Source organism: Nostoc sp. C110 (assembly GCF_043099725.1).
Lineage (GTDB): Bacteria > Cyanobacteriota > Cyanobacteriia > Cyanobacteriales > Nostocaceae > Nostoc > Nostoc muscorum_A.
On sequence record NZ_CP171148.1, the window covers coordinates 6,156,831 to 6,177,422 of the forward strand.

Annotated in this window: 13 protein-coding genes; 8 read left to right on the top strand and 5 right to left on the bottom strand. The window is 42.5% G+C overall.

The genetic code is table 11. The features are described 5' to 3' along the window. The first annotated feature begins 580 nt into the window (after window positions 1–580). Window positions 581–1,915, top strand: a complete 1,335-nt coding sequence (locus ACFFRD_RS31460) for a hypothetical protein (protein ID WP_392479686.1) — start codon at window positions 581–583, stop codon at window positions 1,913–1,915. A 109-nt stretch (window positions 1,916–2,024) separates the two neighbouring features. Here ACFFRD_RS31460 and ACFFRD_RS31465 read toward each other — a convergent pair whose 3' ends face one another. Together ACFFRD_RS31465 and argS are read right to left on the bottom strand one after the other, a co-directional pair. Continuing rightward, window positions 2,025–2,591 (bottom strand): exonuclease, encoded by a 567-nt coding sequence (locus tag ACFFRD_RS31465; protein ID WP_392479688.1) that lies wholly within the window; start codon window positions 2,589–2,591, stop codon window positions 2,025–2,027. Window positions 2,592–2,744: 153 nt separating this feature from the next. Next, on the bottom strand, window positions 2,745–4,499 hold the full coding sequence (gene argS, locus ACFFRD_RS31470; protein WP_392479691.1) for an arginine--tRNA ligase: 1,755 nt from the start codon (window positions 4,497–4,499) through the stop codon (window positions 2,745–2,747). An 85-nt stretch (window positions 4,500–4,584) separates the two neighbouring features. Here argS and ACFFRD_RS31475 point away from each other — a divergent pair, with 85 nt between their 5' ends. Together ACFFRD_RS31475 and ACFFRD_RS31480 are read left to right on the top strand one after the other, a co-directional pair. Next, window positions 4,585–4,833: a type II toxin-antitoxin system HicA family toxin gene (locus tag ACFFRD_RS31475; protein WP_392479693.1), complete on the top strand. Its 249-nt coding sequence runs from the start codon at window positions 4,585–4,587 to the stop codon at window positions 4,831–4,833. A gap of 26 nt (window positions 4,834–4,859) precedes the next feature. Next, window positions 4,860–5,084: a type II toxin-antitoxin system HicB family antitoxin gene (locus tag ACFFRD_RS31480; protein WP_392479695.1), complete on the top strand. Its 225-nt coding sequence runs from the start codon at window positions 4,860–4,862 to the stop codon at window positions 5,082–5,084. A 134-nt stretch (window positions 5,085–5,218) separates the two neighbouring features. Here the strand turns inward: ACFFRD_RS31480 and murD are convergent, their stop codons facing one another. Both murD and glyS read right to left on the bottom strand, forming a co-directional pair. After that, window positions 5,219–6,712, bottom strand: a complete 1,494-nt coding sequence (murD, locus tag ACFFRD_RS31485) for a UDP-N-acetylmuramoyl-L-alanine--D-glutamate ligase (protein WP_392479697.1) — start codon at window positions 6,710–6,712, stop codon at window positions 5,219–5,221. 85 nt (window positions 6,713–6,797) lie between these two features. Further along, the gene (glyS, locus tag ACFFRD_RS31490) at window positions 6,798–8,951 is read right to left on the bottom strand and encodes a glycine--tRNA ligase subunit beta (protein WP_392479699.1); all 2,154 of its coding nucleotides are present in this window, start codon (window positions 8,949–8,951) and stop codon (window positions 6,798–6,800) included. Window positions 8,952–9,252: 301 nt separating this feature from the next. Between glyS and ACFFRD_RS31495 the strand changes: the two genes are divergently transcribed. From ACFFRD_RS31495 to ACFFRD_RS31515, 5 genes are all read left to right on the top strand, one after another. Next, window positions 9,253–9,843 (top strand): PEP-CTERM sorting domain-containing protein, encoded by a 591-nt coding sequence (locus ACFFRD_RS31495; RefSeq protein ID WP_392479701.1) that lies wholly within the window; start codon window positions 9,253–9,255, stop codon window positions 9,841–9,843. Window positions 9,844–10,686: 843 nt separating this feature from the next. Beyond that, window positions 10,687–11,976, top strand: a complete 1,290-nt coding sequence (locus ACFFRD_RS31500; protein ID WP_392483213.1) for a glycosyltransferase family 4 protein — start codon at window positions 10,687–10,689, stop codon at window positions 11,974–11,976. A 1,068-nt stretch (window positions 11,977–13,044) separates the two neighbouring features. Next, window positions 13,045–14,673 (top strand): efflux RND transporter periplasmic adaptor subunit, encoded by a 1,629-nt coding sequence (locus tag ACFFRD_RS31505; protein ID WP_392479703.1) that lies wholly within the window; start codon window positions 13,045–13,047, stop codon window positions 14,671–14,673. Between the two features lie 163 nt (window positions 14,674–14,836). Further along, window positions 14,837–18,028 (top strand): efflux RND transporter permease subunit, encoded by a 3,192-nt coding sequence (locus ACFFRD_RS31510; protein WP_392479705.1) that lies wholly within the window; start codon window positions 14,837–14,839, stop codon window positions 18,026–18,028. A gap of 115 nt (window positions 18,029–18,143) precedes the next feature. Beyond that, complete coding sequence (locus tag ACFFRD_RS31515; protein WP_392479708.1) at window positions 18,144–18,608, top strand: RpiB/LacA/LacB family sugar-phosphate isomerase; 465 nt, start codon at window positions 18,144–18,146, stop codon at window positions 18,606–18,608. Here the strand turns inward: ACFFRD_RS31515 and ACFFRD_RS31520 are convergent. Further along, window positions 18,591–20,531 (bottom strand): heavy metal translocating P-type ATPase, encoded by a 1,941-nt coding sequence (locus tag ACFFRD_RS31520; protein WP_392479710.1) that lies wholly within the window; start codon window positions 20,529–20,531, stop codon window positions 18,591–18,593. The two genes, ACFFRD_RS31515 and ACFFRD_RS31520, sit on opposite strands and share 18 nt — an antisense overlap. Window positions 20,532–20,592 lie beyond the last annotated feature (61 nt).

Below are 20,592 nucleotides of genomic sequence, written 5' to 3' on the forward strand. Positions count from 1 at the left end.
AATTGTAGCGATCGCTTGGCCCTGTCCAGTTGAGCAAATTCATATCTAGCAATCTTTTTGGGCTTTCCTATCCGTCGAACTCACGTTAACTTAATTAGCGATCGCTAACTAAGTAAGTGGGAATAAATATAACTATATTACAAAAGCCAAATATATTTGAAACCCTGAGCAAGGAAGAACAAAAACGGAAAAGTGACAACCTTAAATAGGTAACTTTATTTGTGCTGACCATCTCCTAATTATTCTGAAAATGGCTATTTATCAACATTCTTTGTTTAAAAAAATAATCATCAGGATATGAACATAAAATTGGGACATAATAATATTTAGCGTTATTAATTTTTCTCTCTTCAAAAATATTTATCCGAAAGCCAGATTCAACAAAAGCATAGCAATTACTTACGTCGTAGACCTTATATAGAAAGCTTTAGCCGCTTGTCTCTTATGCAATCACTGTGAGATAACCCATATTTTATAAAACTTAATATTCCATAAATATTCTTTAATTAGGATCGCAAAAAGTATTTTTATTGAAATCATATATAAAGGTATAATCACAAAATAAAATCATGAATTAACTATGACAAAAATACAGGATCAAACTCTAGATGCACGTAGCCGTATCGTTGAATCAGCTAATCGTTTAGGGGTTCAACTCAATGAGCAAGAATTAGAACGTTGGATGAATTCCATCACCGAGGCCACAGGCGACAGCGATATTGTCGTAGACAAAGACACAGGTGCTTTTGGGCACAAAGTCACTATGTTGGATTTTGACCCGCAAGAGTTGGCACGGTTTCGCGCCATTGGCAAAATCGTCGAATTTGAGGACATTCCTGGTGTTGTAGAAACCGCGTTGGCAATCTCTGGTTCTGCGGCTCAATCTAAAATTCAGACTTATCCTGGTGACTGTGACTACTTCGAGCGGGTGAATATAATTGCCCCTACCCGTAGCGAAGCCTCCGAGATTCTTGGCAAACTGGTTCGGGACAAGGCGCTTAACACCATGTCCGGCCCCAATTATCAGTTAATTGATGTGAACTTTGGTGCCTATCCCCAACAAGTGGTTCGGGGAGAAAACACCAGACGTGCTGGTTCGCCAATTAACTGGCAACCCGATGAGGTGATTGCCGGTCAGATTGAGGTAAGCGACCTAGAGGGCAATCCTCTGGTGCTTACCTGGGATGCCGTAGCCCAAGACCCTAACTGGTCTTGGTGTAAGCTGGAATGGGTTGTTGCTGACACAATACGTAGTCAATTGTCCAACGCCAGCAACGTGGTAGATGTTACCTGGGAAGCACCAGATGGAACTATCACAGCACTAGACGGCTATCTAGACGGCTATTTTCAAGAAGTTTACCTGGATGCTGAATCTGCTCCCATCTTTTCCAAACTGGTGAAGCAAGCCTCCGCCGATGTCATGGATGATTATGTGGCGGTATTGGAAAAGGAAGTTAAAAAATATGTCAAACAAGGTAAACACCTCAACTACGGCAAAGCAGCCAAGCGGATGTACAACATCTTTCGGCTGAACGGGCGTTACGAGGAAGCAGCGTTTCTGCGTGAATTGTTCGACGAACCTACGGCACTGCTTTACCAAGTCCACGCATTAATGGGAACTGTGCAACAAGCCAGAGACAATAGTGCTGTGTTTGATCTCGATAGTGTTCTCAATCAGGCAGATGAACTGATTGTGGCAGCCGTCAAGGTTTTAGAGGGGGAAGAGGAGTTAGAAATTGTGCGTCATTTGCTGCGTTTATATCGTAGTTTGTGCCGCCAAGAATCTGGCACTCCCCTTGGTTCCGAAGTAGAAGTAGCCCAGGCGGAAGTGATGAAAATAGTCAACAATTTCTTCTATGAGAAGATGACGGCGTTACCCACCATTAAGGCTTATATCGAAGGTACTCAGATATAGGGCAAGATCCTCGGTTTTTCAAACGGGTAAGGGATTTCCGATAACAATGAATCAAGCTTCGTCGTTATCGGAAATCTGTTACAAAATCTTATGAAGTGCGATCGCATAGCTATCTTTCTTCTCTCTCTAGATTCGCTTGTAAGAGATTACAGAATAACTTTCCTTGCTGAATGGCATCATCCAAGGCAATGTGAGCCAATGGAATATTTTCTAACCATGCAGCAGGTAGATTATCCTTTCCAGATTTGTTGTAGCTTTGTTTTAAGAATGCCATCGCATAGGAACGGATATCCAATGCCGAAAATTTAAAGGGGCTATCGCCCACAAAGTTTATCAAGTACCAGTAGACAAACATAAAATCATAGGCTGCTGGATAGCCAACAAAGATCGGTTTACCTGGTAAAGCCACAAGCCAGGCGTGGTAAGACTCCATGACCTTTAGAGGGGGCTGGGGGTCGGCTCGACTAGCTGCCCAAGCGTCTGGCTGTTCTGCCCACCATTTCATAGTTTTGGGGTGTCCTTGGGCCCCTGGCAAGGTTTCTAAATTAGCTGTAAAAGTCCCGACCAATTGTTTGTCTGCGGTATACGCAGCTGAGGCAAGACTAAGCATAGAGTGAGGCCCAGGGATAGGGCCATCCGCTTCTATATCAGTGCTGACGTAGATTTCGATTGTCACCTTTTATCCTGCCTGTCTTTTATCAGTATGTTTCATGCTAATACCAGTATGAATCTCTTAAAAAATCTCACAGATGCGATCGCCTCCAAGTCCAGCAATTCTGATGAAAAAACCAGCTTAACTCTTACTTAGCGTACCTTTGCGTTAAAAAAATTACATCCTCTCCAACACCTGAATTCCCAACAAAGATAATCCCAACTTCAGAGTTCTAGCGGTCAAATCACACAGAACCAAGCGCGATGTCCTCTGCGGTTCCTCGGCTTGTAATATAGGACAGCGATCGTAAAATTGGTTAAACTTCTGACTCAGTTCAAACAAATACTCACATAAACGATTAGGCAGCAAGTCTTGCTCTACACTACTAATAACTTCATCCAGTTGAAGTAAATATTTTGCCAGCGTTAATTCTGTTTCATGCTCCAACAAAACAGCATTATTTCCTAACTCTTTAAAGTTAATATCACCCTTGCGGCTAATCCCATGAATCCGCGCATAAACATACAGCATATAGGGCGCAGTATTACCTTTGAGATCCAGCATTTTGTCGTAGCTGAAGATGTAGTTACTGGTGCGATTTTGGCTTAAATCTGCATACTTAACTGCACTGATTCCAACTACCCTAGCAACTTCATTAATAAATTCTTCAGTTTCTTGACGTTCTTCTTTTTGTAATCTACTTTTTAGGTCAGCATGGGCATGAGAAACAGCTTCATCTAATAAATCCCGTAACCGCACAGTATCCCCAGAACGAGTTTTGAATTTTTTCCCATCTTCTCCTAATACCAACCCAAAGGGAACATGAACTAATTCCACATCATCGGGAATCCAGCCGGCTTTGCGTGCTACCTGGAAGAATTGGGCAAAGTGGTTTCCTTGTCCAGCATCAGTTACATAAATTATCCGCTTTGCTTCATCCTGCTGAATCCGGTAACGGAGGGATGCTAAATCAGTTGTGGCGTAGTTATAACCGCCATCTGATTTCTGCACAATCAAGGGTAAAGGTTCACCTTCTCTATTTGTAAATCCATCCAGAAAAACGCATTTTGCGCCCTGGTTTTCTACCAGTAATCCAGATTTTTCTAAATCTTCCACAACACCAGATAATAAAGGGTTGTAGAAAGATTCACCGCGTTCAGTTAACTTGATATCTAGCAATTCATAAATTACTTGAAACTCTCGCCGTGATTGTTCGCACAACAGTTTCCAAGCATGAAGTGTATCTTCTGCACCTGCTTGTAATCTGACAACTTCTTGGCGTGCTGTTTCTTGAAAAGCTGTATCTGTATCAAAGCGTTGTTTAGCTTTGCGGTAAAAAGAAACTAAATCACCAATATCTAAAGCATTAGCGGTAGTAAGCGCATCTGGGTAAACTTCTCGCAGATAGGCAATTAACATTCCAAACTGCGTACCCCAATCACCGACATGATTTAACCGCAGCACATCGTGTCCTTGAAATTCTAAAATCCGGGCGATGGAATCACCAATAATGGTAGAACGCAGGTGTCCGACGTGCATTTCTTTGGCAATATTCGGACTGGAAAAATCCACAATTTCCCGCTTGGGTGTTTTCGCTGGTGGAACTCCAAGTCTGGAATCAGCTTGAATCGTATTCAGTTGTGCTTCCAGGTATGCCGTTTTCAGTTTCAGATTGATGAATCCTGGCCCAGCAATTTCCGGTGGTTCGCAGATTTCGGATACATCTAGTTTCTCAACGATCGCACCTGCGATCGCTCTTGGTTGCTTGCCTAACTTTTTACTCAGGGATAAAGCCACATTCGCCTGATAATCACCAAATTTAGGATTACTAGCAGAAACCAATATTGGATCTACTCCCGCGAAGTCAGCGCCAAAAGCCTCGACTAAAGCCTGTTCAAGCTGAACTTTTAGTTTTTCTTGTGTAGCGTTCATATATAAATTTTATCTGGGAGAGAGAATGTAGCTCTGCAAAAGCTTGATTATTAACTTTAGCATTTCATTTTGAGCCACTCGATTCATGAGAAATATTTTTGTCCATCTACTTACCAATGCCAAAACCCACGACAACATGACGGATATAAATTACGCACAATGTCGTTTACTTTTCTTTCTCAAGAATGCACTCTGTAATATAAATTTCACCCATACAGTTGCTAGAACTAAAGGTAGTCATCGACAGTTCAAACATCCAGATAAACCCAGTACTGTAACAGTGTCTGGTAAACCTAATGTGGATGTGCCAATTGGCACTCTTAAAAATATTTGAAGACAAGCTCAATTAGAGGAAGACTAATGCGTTATACAGTTGTGATTGAAAAGGGAGAAACTAGCTATGGCGCTTATGTGCCTGATTTACCAGGTTGTGTAACTACAGGTGCAACCTTAGAAGAAGTCAAGCAGATGATTGCAGAAGCGATTGAATTTCATATAGAAGGAATGCTAGAAAATGGTTTACCTATTCCTAAACCTACAAGCATTGCTCATGAGGTTGAAGTTGCAAACTACAGCAAAACATAATTATAGAAAACCACTAAAGTAGCTCCAAACAATGCTTCTAGAATATTTTAAGTCTCTTTGATAATGCGATCGCACCGCACTTTTAGAGTACATAATTGATTAACTGTGTAACTGTAAGCCACACAGTTAATCAATTATAGGGAAGACGAAAGAATCGAGTTGTATTGAAGCCTTGCTCCTCCCGCCCAAGCAAGGCACAACTGACGGAAATCATCGCCGCGCACCTCAAAATTTGGGTACTGATCGAAACTCGCACAAGCTGGAGATAGTAACACCACAGGCGCTTCATACTCCTTAGCTAATTCCGCCGATCTGGGGATTGCCCTTTCCATAGTTTCGACAATGTGGTAAGAATAATACCCCACTTCTTGAAGGCGTTGGGCAAATGCGGGTGCAGCAGAGCCAATCAATAACACAGCAGCGGCTTTAGTTTGGATTTGTGCTAGCCAGCCAGTATCATCACCTGCTTTGGCTTCTCCACCAGCAATTAAAATCGCTGGACTTTTCACTGATGCTAAACCAACTTCGGCCGCATCGTAGTTAGTGGCTTTGCTGTCGTTGATGAAATCAATACCTTCCCAAGTGCAGATATGCTCCAAACGATGAGGAACGCCGGGGAATTCTTGAATCGCACGTGCGATCGCATCACGATTAATTCCCGCTAATCGTGCCGTTGCTACTGCCATCAAGAGATTTTGCTGGTTATGTTCTCCCACCATCCGCAAAGTAGATACTTTCACAATCGGTTCTGGTGCTGAGGTTGCAGTCAATTTTTCCACAATCCAGCCGTCCTCGATGTAAAAGCCTTTTTCGCTAATCAGGAAATCTTTTCCTTTGACACTTGTCCAATAAGCATTAGGCCAAGCACTTAAACCTAACTGGCTCAAGTAGGCATCATCGCCATTGAACACTTGCAACTCTGACTGATGCAACAGCTTTGCTTTGATGTTGTAATAGTTCTCTAAAGTCTTATGGCGACTAAGATGATCCGGTGTGAAAGTCGTCCAAACACCGATACGGGGTGCAAGAGAACTGGAAGATTCTATTTGATAGCTGCTAACCTCCGCAATCACCCAATCGAGTGAAGAGTGAGGAGTTAAAAGTGAGGAATTATCAAATGCCTCCCCTGCTCCCCCTGCCCCCTGCCCCCTGCCCCCTGCCCCTCTCCCCTTCCAAGAGAGGGCAACTTCACAAGCGGCGTAGCCAATGTTACCGCAGGCGGGCGCGTCTAATTCTGCTGCTTGAAAAATGGCAGAAATTAAAGCTGTGGTAGTAGTTTTACCGTTAGTACCTGTAATTCCTACCCAAGGTAGAGATTGCAAATTTCGCCAAGCGAGTTCCATTTCCCCAATGGTTTCAATACCTAATTGGCGTGCCTTAATTAATACGGGAATATCCCAAGGCACGCCAGGACTAACAACTATTAATTGGGGTAAATTATCACCATTTAATTCTAGGGATTGGCCTAGTTTAACGGTTATTTGCTCGGCAGCGAGTTCTTGTTGTTGTTGTAGGAGGGTTTTGGAGGTGTTGCCATCACTCAGCTCTACCTCCCAACCTTCCCGTTTCAACAATCTCGCCGCAGCAACACCGGACTTTCCCAATCCAATAACATGAGCTTTGGACATAGATTGCAAGCAGAGTGTCCCTGGTTAAGCACTCCCTATACTAGCGTTTATTGGCAAAAATTACACAACTTTTTGTTGACTTACGCTACAGATTTTTGACGATCGCACCAAAGTCAGCTAAAACACGAGCATGATTGCGAACCAATCCCAGTAGGTGTAATCGATTACGCTTAATTTCTGGATCGGAGTCCATAACTAAAACGCTATCTGGCCCATCAAAGAAGCTACTAACTGTCGGAGCAATTTTTCCTAGTGCTGCTACTAACAGTTGATAATTTCGTGTCTGCTGTGCTGTTTGAGTTTGCGGTACTGATTCGATCAAAGCATTATACAAAGCTGTTTCAGAGGGCTTTTGGAATAATTCTGGACGAACTACGGTTGTCGGTTCTAGCTGTTTTGTATCCAAATCACCTTGGGCGGCTAATCGTGTGGAACGGTTAACGGTTTCGTAGATGTTATCTAGGGTACTGTCGTTACGGATTTGTTGTAAGTACAAGGCGCGATCGCGGACATCCAATAAATCCTTTAATGTCCGTTCTGTGTATTCTGGGTCATTTTCTCCCAAAACTGCATTTACTAAATCGTAATCAATCTGTTTTTCTTCTTGCAGTAAGGTGCGGATACGTTGTAAGAAAAACTCTTGTAATGCTGTGGTTAATGATGCCCGATCTTTTTGATATTTCGCGGCAAAATCTGTTGCTATTTGTGCCAATAAATCATCTAGATTTATCGGCAGATTATAAAACCAAGTAATTTTAACTACAGCATTAGCAGCCCGACGCAAAGCGAAGGGATCGGAGGAACCAGAGGGAATTAAACCTAACCCAAAGATACTTACCAAAGTATCTAATCTATCAGCCAAACCGACAATTTGACCTGTGAGTGTTTCGGGTAAATTGTCACCGGCTCCCGTTGGCAAATAATGTTGATAAATTGCCTTTGCTACTTCGGCATCTTCACCACTAGCTAAGGCATATTTTTCTCCCATAATGCCTTGCAATTCCGGGAATTCATACACCATTTGAGTTACCAAATCTGCTTTACACAATAAAGCAGCACGTTGGATTTTTTGGCTTTGATTTTCAGCTAATTTCAATTGGGTGCTAATTTGCTCGGCAATCTTAACTACTCTATCTATCTTGGTACGCACCGAACCCAATTCTTCTTGGAAAGTGACTTTTTCTAACTGGGGTAAAAAGCTTTCTAAAGGCTTAGTTAAATCAGCTTCATAGAAAAATCTGCCATCAGCTAATCTGGCACGAATTACCCTTTCATTTCCGACGGCAACAATATCTGATTTTTTGGGATCGCCGTTAGAAATTGTGATGAAATTGGGCAATAATTCTTGCTCAGAACTACCTGGTTTGAATACAGGGAAATAACGCTGATGAGTAACCATGACTTCAGTAATTACTTCAGTTGGTAATTCCAAAAATTCTGGTTCAAATTTACCAACAACTGTAGAAGGATATTCTACAAGGTTGGTTACTTCTGCTAACAAATCGGGGTAAATGACTGTATACCCGCTTAAACTTTCTGCTACTGCCTTTACTTGCTCTTTAATCAGATTTTCCCGTTCTTCGGGGTCAACGGTGACATAAGCAGACTTGAGGGCGGTAACATAATCAGTCGCTTGGGCGATTGTCACAGGTTCAGGATGTAAGACGCGATGACCTTGAGAAATGCGATCGCTCTGAATCGTTTTAGAACCATTCACCAATTCCAACGGTAGCACCGTCTCATCTAACAAAGCTACCAGCCAGCGAATTGGTCGAGAAAACCTCCCATCCCCATCTCCCCAACGCATTAACCGCTTACCTTCTAAACCCCAAATCCACTCTTGAACAAGTTCTGTCAAAATTTCCGCCACAGGACGACCAGGAATTCTTTTTTGCAAAAAAACAAATTCCCCTTTGTCAGTGGGGCGAAGGAAGAGTGCATCTAGTTCCACACCTTGCTTTTTGGCAAAGCCTAATGCTGCTGCTGTTGGCTGACCATCTTTAAAGGCAGCTTGGGCGGGAGGCCCTTTAATTTCTTCTTCTCGGTCTGCTTGCTGGGATGGTAGACCTTTAATCAATACCGCCAAACGCCGGGGAGTACCGTACACTTGGACACTTTCACCCTGAAGGCTGTTTGCTTCCAAACTTTTGGGAATGCGTTCTCGCCACTGTATTAAGGCATCACTGAGAAAGCTTGCAGGTAATTCTTCTGTACCAACTTCTAATAGAAACGCAGGCATAGGTCACTGTTTTCAACTTTGCGTAGCTCAACTTTATCAGTTATTCTCAGGCGATCGCTCGTGATTTTTAGGTAATAACCCTTGCTACATACATCAAAATAGATAAATTTGAGCTTAGGTTTGTTAAATAGACTTGATATCTTCTCGAAAACTTTAAAAAATAAGTGTTTCTCTTTATCTAGTTGTTATATTTACCTCAACCTCCCATGTAGTATTTACTTATATTTATTTCTATCGTAAAGTTAGTGTTGTTTGATGCACTGATATTTGCATCATGCAAATAAATCTTGGAGATATAACAATGAGAAACATTTTTGCCAAAATCGCTGCTACCACAGCAACCAGTGCTGTACTTAGTGCTGCGATCGCTGCTGGTGCTAACAACCCTGCTCAAGCTATTGATTTCAACTTTAACTGGCTAGGAGATGCTGGTTATTCCGCAGTCGGTTCATTCAGCTACGACGAGACTACAGCACCGACAATTATTTCAGAAAGTGGTAGTGGAGCCACCAATTTTTTACAATCCTTGACTGTCTCTTTCTTAGACCCATCTAATAATCCTCTGGGAACTTATAACACCGTTACTTCTGGGGTATCACAGTCTGATTTCTTCGCTTTCAACTTTGATACTGCTACTCAGAAATTGTTTGGCCCCTTTGATATAGGAGGAGGAACGGGTGTCATCGGAGAATACTTCTTTCAGGGAACGGTTGGCGAATCTTTGGCATTACGTCAAGATGTCGATCAACAAGGCACATCAATAACACTAGATGAAAATTCTGGTTCTATTCAGGTATCCAAAGTTCCTGAACCTGCTTCTCTGTTGGGTTTTCTGGCATTTGGGGCCTTGGGTGTAGGCTCAACTCTGAAGAAAAAGCAAGCCTCTTGCTAGAAAGTAAGGCTTTCTAGTTAGAGGTTGCCAAGTTTAGTTTAATGAATCTCTATTTTAGCTCCAATAGTTCACTGAACTGGTGAGTTTATCATCCAGCCTTATCGGTTGGCGATCGCTCGAATACTTATGAAAACAAGTATTCGAGCGATTATAATCAGAAGTATTTTCGCTAAAATCGTCCTGACTATAGCAATCAGTGCAACTTTTTAGTATTGCGTCAGTGTAGCCCGCTACAGGTATCGCTAGTGTTGCTAACAACCCGAATCAAGCTGTTGATGTCAATTGCGATACATTGGAGTTTTTTTCAGTTACAGTTTTAAATACGAAGCTACTAAACACACTAATGTTAAAAAGTTAGTGCCTTTGAGCCACTAAAAAAACTGGACTCTCACCCATTAATGCAATATTGTTTACTTGGTTAAAAATACTTCATGTGCCAGTTCACAAGGCGGAATGCAGGTTATATGCATGATATTAAGTCTCATGCTACAATCCCCTCAGTGTAAATTTAACAACTCTATTCACTTTTAAATAACTGAACAACTAATCATATATATAGGAAGGAATTTAAATAAGTGAACAATTAAAGTTTATTAGTTAACACGCGTAACTTTTAAATATACGATTGGGAAACTTTATCCAACCAGAAAAACTGATAATTGTTCGCTACTAACTGTTAAAATCCACCTAGAAAATTTCTCAGCAGTGCTTATCGCAATTGTGATTTAGAAAAATCATAATCTCATCACAAACTAAATTAAATAATAAAAGTTGCAGCCTCTATTGAAGTTAGCAATAAATCCGATTATCTCCGGCTGTATTTACCAAATTTATAAATATCTCATGCACATTCTGATATATTCCTACAACTATCATCCAGAGCCGATTGGAATTGCTCCCTTAATGACTGAATTGGCAGAAGGACTAGTAAATCGAGGTCATGAAGTGCGGGTGATTACTGGAATGCCCAACTATCCTGAGCGCGAAATTTACGATGGTTATCGGGATCAATGGTACATTAATGAACAAAAAAATGGTGTCACAATTCAGCGAAGCTACATCAGAATTAAGTCTAAACCTAACCTTTTAGATCGTCTGTTGCTGGAGTTAAGCTTTATTTTCACAAGCTTACCTCAAGCCTTTAGAGGTGAACGTCCAGATGTAATGATTTTAACAGTACCGCCTTTGTTAGGTATTCTACCAGCAACAATATTTGGTTGGCTATACAACTGCCCAATAGTTCTAAATGTGCAAGATATATTACCAGAAGCTGCTGTGCGTATCGGACTACTGAAAAACAAGTGGATGATTCGAACTCTTGCAGCTTTAGAGAAATTTGCCTATCGGACTGCACACACTATTAGTGTTATCGCCGATGGATTTCGTGAGAATTTAGTGAATAAGGGAGTACCTGTTAATAAAATCGTTTGTATTCCTAATTGGGTCAATGTAAATTTCATCCACCCTTTAGCGAAACAGAACAACTCTTGGATATCTAGTCATCAACTGGATGGGAAATTTATAGTCCTTTATTCGGGCAACATTGCTCTAACCCAAGGTTTAGAAACTGTAATAGAAGCAGCAGTTTGCTTACGTCATATTAAAGAAATTGTCTTTGTCATTGTCGGCGAATCAACAGCATTGCAAAGGTTGCAAGAATATTGTCTATTACATGGAGCAGATAATGTTTTGCTGCTACCATTGCAGCCGAGAGAAAAATTACCCGAAATGCTAGCAGCAGCTGATGTCGGGTTGATTGTGCAAAAGCACAATGTAATTTCGTTTAATATGCCTTCAAAAATACCATTACTATTGGCAAGTGGTCGCCCAATTGTGGGTTCAGTTCCTGCAACTGGAACTGCTGCTAGAGCGATCAAACTCAGTGGTGGTGGGATAATTGTTGAGCCAGAATCGCCCGATGCAATGGCCGCTGCGGTGCATGATTTATATGCCAATCCTACTCTCTGTACGAAGTTAGGTAACGTGGGAAGACAGTTTGCCGAAGAAAACTATTCGTTGGAGCAAGCACTTGATCGGTATGAAGGGCTGCTTTTTCATATTCTTGCTAACCGAAAATCAACTGTAGGTATCTTGCCGAAATTGGATTCTAAGGAATCAGTTGTGGATGCTTGAAGGGCATTGAGCATGACTCGCTCATATATACAGAACCCTGATGAGGATAAATTAAATCACCCGAATGGGTGAGTTAAGAATCATCCGATTGGATGACCTAAGTGTAGGAAGATAAGACCGCTCAAAAATAGGACTCTAGAGAACACTGTATTGATTGCACTTTGTTCTTGGTGAAGATAACTCAATGAAACTTGCAACTTTGATGAATAGAGCTGAATTAATCAGCTTAGGCATCGCTCGCCGTTGGCGTACTCCTACTCAGAAGCAAGCTACGCGCAGCGTGTCGTAGAGAAGCCTCTCATAGAGAAGGCATCGCTCCATACATTGCACCGTACATTTTTCTTCCCTAAGATCAGTATTCAATACGACTCAAGAGGGATAAACTCATCTTTAAACTTATACAAATCTAGTTTTCTATGTGGTTATAATGCAAGCAAGCGCTTGCAAACGCTTATGGCAGAATTCCAGTGTCATGTCTGATTTTATACGAAGCAAACAAATCGTTAATCGCTGCGCGAAGAGCTAGGTGGTTATGTACTTGCAAAAAAGTCAAGATAAGGGTGCAGTATCTTCAGATATAGATTTAAAAGCATCTGTAGATAGTTCCACGTGTATATTGTTTCACGGTATTCTGCGTTTTTAGCGATATCCCTATCACATTAGATTATAGATATGAATACTACATCGAAACTTCTTTAAATTTATTTGTACACGGTATCAGGCAGTTTGCCATTGTAGGAGGCAGAAAATTGTATTGATTCCCTTGCAACAACATAAACCGTATTTTCTCTATGACGGAAAGTGATGGTTTTATACTGACCAAAAAAGTTTTATAAATTACACTTTAAAAAAATGATGGGAGTTAAGTAATGTACAAAATAACCATAATGTGATGAAGCATATTTGTTTGTTTTAGGTACTAGACATCGTGAGCGATCGCCCAAATACCCAAATACATATTTGTTAGTTATCAACATCAAAACAAAGGGCTAAAAAACTATCCAGATAATGCTTTTTTAGTCAAGAGTAGATTGCCCAAGTCTAAATCCACAAGACGAGAAACCGAAGATGTCCCATTCTGAGTTCCCTGATTCTCCGCTTCCAGTTGAAATAGAACAGCCTGCTGTTACTGATTCTAGTCAAGAGCCACAACCACTGCCAGAGCGATCGCCTAAACCACCTCAAAAGCGTCGTTGGCCTCTAATTTTGGGAATTATCCTCTTAATTGGAGGCATTGGTTTTGGTTGGCGCTGGTGGCAAACTAGTAGTGCTAGCAATCCACCAGCAGGTGGGCCAGCTGCTGGTCAACCGATGGCAATTCCAGTCAAGCTAGCGACTGTGCAACCTGAAACTGTGCAAGAAAGTTCGGAGTTTATTGGCTCCTTAGAGGCTCCACGTTCGGTAATCATCAAGCCACAGGTTGAAGGACGAGTTACCAATATTTTCATCCAAGAGGGCAACCGTGTTCAACAAGGGCAAGTTATTATTAGCCTAGAAAGTGATAGTGTCCAAGCGCAATTATTACAAGCAAAAGCTGCACTAGCACAAGCTCAAGCACGTCTTGCTGAACTCAAAGCAGGTACGCGACAAGAAGAAGTTGCCCAAGCTAGAGCGCAGTTAACCCAAGCCCAAGCTCGCTTGCGAGATGCCCAGTCGGGGTCGCAACCACAAGAAATTGCTCAGGCTGAGGCCCAAATTCAGTCAGCTAAATCGGATGTAGAACTAGCACAGTCACGAGCCAAGCGATACGCACAATTGAGAAAAGAGGGCGCAGTTTCTGAAGATACCTTAGAAGGATATGTCAAAGAACAGCAAAGTGCTGAAGCTGCCCTGGTTGTAGCCCAGAAACGCCTAGCTCAACTCCGCCAAAGCAGAACTTCTAGTATCAATGAGCTAGCTGGAGCTTTGGAACAACAGAAACAAAACTTAAGGCAACTAGAAAATGGTTCCCGCCCAGAAGAAATTGCCCAAGCGCGATCGCAAGTCACTCAAGCAGCGGCCCAAGTCCAAGCAGCCCAAGTTCAACTGCAATACACAAAAGTTCTGGCACCTTTTACTGGTACTGTTGGCGATATTCCCACAAAAGTGGGAGATTATGTAGAAAAAGCAGACCAACTCACTACACTTACTAGAAATGACTCTTTAGAACTAAATATTTCCGTTCCCCTAGAAGAAGCCAAAAAGCTGCGCTTAGGATTACCAGTGCAAATGCTGAACGCTCAAGGTCAACCCGCAGCAAGGGGTAAGATAAGTTTCATTTCTCCAGATGCTAGTTCCGATTCGCAGACAATTTTGGTGAAAGCTAACTTTGGTAATTCTAGAAGTCAACTGGTAAATCGCCAATCAGTGCAAACCAAAGTGATCTGGAACGAACGTCCAGGGATTTTAATTCCAGTTACAGCAGTATCTCGCCTGGGTGGGGAGACATTTGTATTTGTAGCTGAAGCGCCAACAGAAAAGAACGCTGAAGCGTCAGCAGAAAAAAAAGCTGAAGCACCAGCAGAAAAGAAAGCTGGAGCGCCATCTTTAGTTGCTCAACAAAAGCCTGTGAAATTGGGAGTTATTGAGGGGAATAACTATCAAGTTATCGAAGGACTAAAAGCTGGAGACAAAATTGTTGTTTCCGGTATTCTCAACCTAACTAATGGCGCTCCCATCACTCCCGCACCGCAAGAAGTGGGTAGTCAGAAGCCATAGGGAAGGGGCAGGGGAGCAGGGGACAAGGGGACAAGGGGACAAGAGGTGAGAACTTGAAACAAGTCTTTCCCCTTGTCCCCAATTCTCCTTGTCCCCAAGTCCTCTTCCCAATTCCTAATTCCCAATGCCCAATACCAAATACCCAAAGCCCAATTTTTAAACTATGTTTGTTGACTTCTTTATTAAGCGACCAATCTTTGCGTCGGTATGTGCGATCGTTATCCTATTAATAGGATTAATCAGTATTCCCACACTACCGATCGCAAGATTCCCAGAAATTAGTCCCACCCAAATCACTGTAACTTCCAACTATAGCGGAGCTAGTGCAGAAGTCGTAGAAAGCGGAGTGACAAATATCTTAGAAAGGCAAATCAACGGGGTTGAGGGACTAAGATATCTGACTTCTAGCAGTAGTAACGATGGTACTAGTACTATTACAGCCACCTTTGATTCATCGCGGGATAAAGATATTGCGGCTGTGGATGTGCAAAATCGTGTTTCTGTTGCCCAACCACAATTACCAGACTCTGTGCAGCGCACAGGAGTGCGGGTATCAAAAGAATCTAGCAACATTCTCTTAGCGATTGGTTTATTCGCTGAAAATAAAGAGTACGACAATATATTTTTAAGCAACTATGCCGACCTGTACTTAGCAGATGCCCTAAAAAGAGTCAAAGGTGTGAGCAACGTTCAAATTTTTGGCGAACGCCGCTATGCAATGCGCCTGTGGCTAGATCCAACTCGCCTTGCTAATCGGGGGCTAACGACCAAGGATGTAGCGAATGCTTTATCTGAACAAAACTTGCAAGTTGGTGCAGGGAGAATTGGACAAGAACCGGCTCCTGAAGGACAAAGGTATCAACTTGATGTGCGTGCTGCTAGCCGATTAGCAGAACCAGCAGAATTTGAAGAAATTGTCCTCAAAACTGGAGATGATGGCACATTAGTCAAGCTCAAAGATGTCGGTAGAGCAGAACTGGGTGCAGAAAACTACAGTTCATTTCTACGATTTCGTGCTAAAGATGCTGTCGGTTTAGGGATTTATCAGATTCCTGGTAGTAATGCCTTGGATGTAGCCAAGGGAGTCAAAGCCGAAATTGAGCGATTGGCTCCAAGTTTTCCCCCAGGCATGAAATATCAGGTAGCTTTTGACACGACATCGTTTGTCGAAGAGTCGATGGCAGAAGTGCTTAAGAGCCTGATTGAATCGGTGGTGCTGGTTGTAATTGTAATTTTTGTGTTTTTGCAGGACTGGCGAACTACTTTAATTCCCGCAATTACTATTCCGCTTTCCTTCATTGGGATATTTGCCTTCGTCAAAGTTTTTGACTTTTCGATTAATAGTTTGACTTTGTTTGGTCTGACTTTAGCATCAGGGATGGTGGTAGATGATGCGATCATTGTAGTAGAGCAAATCAGCCGTTTTATTCAGGATAAAGGAATTAGTCCTCGTCAAGCCGCCAGTGAATCAATGAGGGAACTGTTTGGCGCGGTGATTGCCACTTCACTAGTATTGATGGCGGTGTTCATACCAGTGGCGTTTTTTCCGGGAACCACAGGCGCACTTTATCGGCAATTTGCCCTGACGATCGCCTTTTCCATTGGGATTTCGACTTTTTTGGCTTTGACTCTGATACCTTCTTTGTGTGGCGTGTTGCTGCGTCAAGGACAAAGACCTTCAGGCTGGCTGGGTTGGATTTTTGGCCAGATAAATCGCTTTCTCGACTGGGTACAGCATAGTTATAAGCGATCGCTTACCTTTCTCGCACGCATCAAAGGTATTGTAATTGGATTGTTTATTGTTTCCTTGGGAATGACTGCTTGGCTGTACATGACAGTACCGACAGCTTTTCTACCCGATGAAGACGAAGGTTACTTCATCACAATTATCCAAGGGCCGCAAGGGGTTTCGTTGCAATATACCAGCGATGTGATTGCACAGGTAGAAAAAGAAATTCTGAAAATTCCTGAAGTAGTGGGGACTTTTGCGATCGGTGGATTTGGTTTTAGTGGTAGCACCGCCAATAGCGGCATCATATTTACCACTTTAAAATCATGGGACGAGCGTTCAAAACCCGATCAATCAGTACAGGCAATTATTGGCAGCTTGCAAGGGAAGTTGATGGCAATCCCAGAAGCCAGAGTTTTTCCTGTGAACCCCCCAGCAATTCAGGGTTTAGGCAACTTTGGCGGCTTCGTCTTTCAACTGCAAGACCGCAGAGGTAGCAGCGGCTTAGAAAATTTGGTGCAATCGATGGGTCAGTTGCTAGGTAAAGCTAATCAAACACCAGGATTACAAGCTGTATTTAGTACTTTTGCCGCAGATACACCACAATTGCTTGTAGAAGTAGACCGCAATAAAGCCAAATCTTTGCAAGTTTCTATAGATGATGTCTTCAGTACTTTACAAACTGCTTTGGGATCGCAATATGTAAATGATTTCAATCTCCAGCAGCGTAATTATCGGGTGTATCTCCAGGCAGATCAACAGTTTCGTTCCAATCCAAAAGATATTGGTAAACTATATGTTCGTTCTCAAAGGAATCAAATGATTCCTTTAAGTAACTTAGTCACAGTTACTTCGACGGTGGGAGCGCAAACTATCAATCACTACAATCTATTCCGCTCAATTGAAATTAATGGTGCTGCCGCCCCTGGCTCTAGTTCTGGAGACGCAATTAAAGCAATGGAACAAGTTGCTAAAGAAGTTTTACCTGCTGGTTATGGTTACGAATGGTCAGGGACTGCATTAGAAGAAATAGATTCTGGTGGTTTAGCACCCCTGATCTTTGGATTAGGATTGGTATTTGTATTTTTGGTGTTAGCTGCTCAATACGAAAACTACATTGACCCCTTTATCATTCTGTTGTCAGTTCCCTTAGCTATTTTTGGAGCGCTTGTAGCTCAATCGTTACGGGGTTTTTCTAATGATGTTTACTGTCAAATTGGTCTAGTAATGTTGATTGGTTTGGCTAGTAAGAACGCTATTTTGATTGTGGAATTTGCTAACCAATTGCGAGATCAAGGTCTTTCGATGACTAAAGCAGTAATTGAAGCTTCACAAGAACGGTTACGCCCAATTTTAATGACTGCCTTTGCTACTCTTTTAGGAATTTTCCCCTTGGCTAATTCCACAGGTGCCGGTGCGGGTAGTCGTCAATCTTTGGGAACAGCAGTTTTTGGAGGGATGTTAATTGCGACTTTCTTGAGTTTGTTTGTAGTACCGATTTTGTATATCGTGATTAAGACAGCAACAGAGCGCTTTATCAAACCAAATCAGCATCAAGAACTGCAAACAGAAACAGTTTCCTTGGATGGTAAAAGTGCTGTATATTCAGCAAAGGGCGAGAATTAATTCGTAATTCCTAATTTGTAATTAATTTTTCCCTGTTATCTATGCTCCTCTTCCCTGTCTCCTATAAACATCGTAGTATGAGGAGATGGGGAAGACTAATTTTAAGGGGGAATGCATGAAAATCGCTATTGGCAGTGATGAACGCACCAACCTAACTGATCGCATACTAGAAGAACTTAAGCAGCGTGGGCATGAAGTTATAGTTTTTGGTTCCTTAGCTGAGAATGATTTAGAAGTTGATTGGCCCCTCAGTTGTAGTAAAGTTGCTTTGGCAGTAGCAACCCAAAAAGCAGATGAGGGGATTGTCTTTTGTTGGACTGGTACTGGTGCATCTATTGCCGCCAACAAAGTTTTAGGGATACGTGCGGCATTATGCCATGATGCTGAAACTGCACGTGGGGCACGTATTTGGAATCATGCGAATGTCCTAGTATTAAGTTTACGTGCCACTACAGAAGCGATCGCAAAAGAAATATTAGATGCCTGGTTTAGTACACCCTTTTCTGAAGATGAGTGGAACATTCTGCAAATGGAGCGGATTAAACAGTTAGAGAAGAGTGCTTTATTTCAGCAATCTTAGACCACTGAGGGTAACTAACACTGTAGAGCCTTCATGCCCAATTACGCCGATGGGTAGGTTAATACTTCCTAAAAAGTTGCCTACCAAAAGCAACATAATGAAACCCAACGCTACAAATATATTCTGTTTGACTATGGATTGCGATCGCCTTCCCAAATAAATCGCTACGGCAATTTTTTCTAACTTGTCTGCCATCAGTACTATATCTGCGGTTTCCAATGCCACATCACTACCAGATATTCCCATCGCTATACCTACAGATGCTTGGGCTAAAGCTGGTGCATCATTAATTCCATCGCCCACCATTGCCACAGTTTGATATTTTTGCTGTAAAAGGCGGATAACATCTAGCTTATCTTCTGGTAGAAGTTGGGCATATACCCGATCAATTCCTACTGCTTTGGCGACACTTTGAGCAGTTTCTTCATTATCTCCAGTTAACATGACAATTTGCTCAATTCCCAGTTGCTTTAAGCGGGAAATGGTTGCAGCTGCTTGCGATCTTACTTCATCTGCGATCGCAATTACACCCATCACCTCTGCCCCCCTGCTCCCCTGCTCCCCTGCTCCCCTGCCTTCTTGTGCTACCCAAACCACAGTTTTACCTTCTTGCTCCAAAGATTGAGCCATTTCTCGCAACTCTTCAGGTAAATTTGTCACATACTGCTGCACAAAAACACCATTCCCTGCAATTATCTGTTGTTCTTGAGCAGTTCCGACAATTCCCTGCCCAGGTATGGCTTGCACTTGAATTGCACCAACCAAATCTAAATCACCAGCCGCTTGCACAATTGCCTTACCGATGGGATGTTCTGAATAGGATTCCACGCTAGCTGCTGCTTTTAATACATCTGATTGTGTGTATTCACCAATTGCAATTACTTGGAATACCTGCAACTGTCCTGTTGTCAGAGTACCAGTTTTATCAAATGCGATCGCACGAACTTTGCCAATCTTCTCTAACTGCGCCCCATTCTTAAACAAAATCCCCTGCCTTGCACCATTGGCGATTCCTGAAAGCAGCGTGGGCATAATTGCAGCCATCAGCGCACAGGGAGAAGCCACCACTAAGAAGGTAAGCGCCCGATAAATTGTTGTTTCCCAATCCCAACCCCAAAGAAACGGCGGTAAAGTTGCCAGCAATACTCCGGCTACTACAATAACTTTGGCATATCCCTTCTCTAAGCGATCGATAAACTCTTGCGAAGGTGGTGCTTCTGTCTGCGCCTGTTCTACCAAGCGAATCACACGCTGAATCAAACTGCTTTGGGCTGGTTTGTGTACCTTAATCTGCAATGCACCATAACCGTTGAGTGTACCAGCAAATACTTCTTCGCCCACTGTTTTCTCTACAGGTAAAGACTCGCCTGTAATTGCAGCTTGATTGAGGGTGCTGTAACCAGATAAAATTATTCCATCGGTAGGAATTAGCTCTCCGGGTTTGATAACAATCTCATCACCCACTTTTAACTGACTGATCGGAATTTCCTCTTCCCTTCCTTGAAGTAAAACCCGTGCTGTATCTGGTGTCAGGCTCATCAAACTGCGGATACTCCGCTCAGTTCGCGCCATTGCATAGCCTTCTAATGCGCCACTGATGGCAAAGATGAGTATCAAAATTGCCCCATCAATAATTAGATGATATTCTCTTCGCCATAAGCCGAGACTCGCAGCACCAATGGCCGCCACAATCATCAGCAAATCTACATCGAGTTCTTTTTCTTTGAAGAGGGTAGTCAATCCTTCCCGCGCACTTTCGTAACCACCAATTACGTAAGCAGCAGGTAGCAGCAGGAACGCCAATCCCAAAGCGCCAAGATGCAAGGCGAACCATCCGAGAAATAGCAGTAACCCACATAAAAGGGCTGCTACGGTATCTGTGTGTTCTCTAGTGAATTGGGTGAAACGTTGGGGGTAGAGCATGAGAGGTGAATTTATAGTGACTCTCTCAGGCTAAACCTTAACATTAATGTTAATGTCAAGG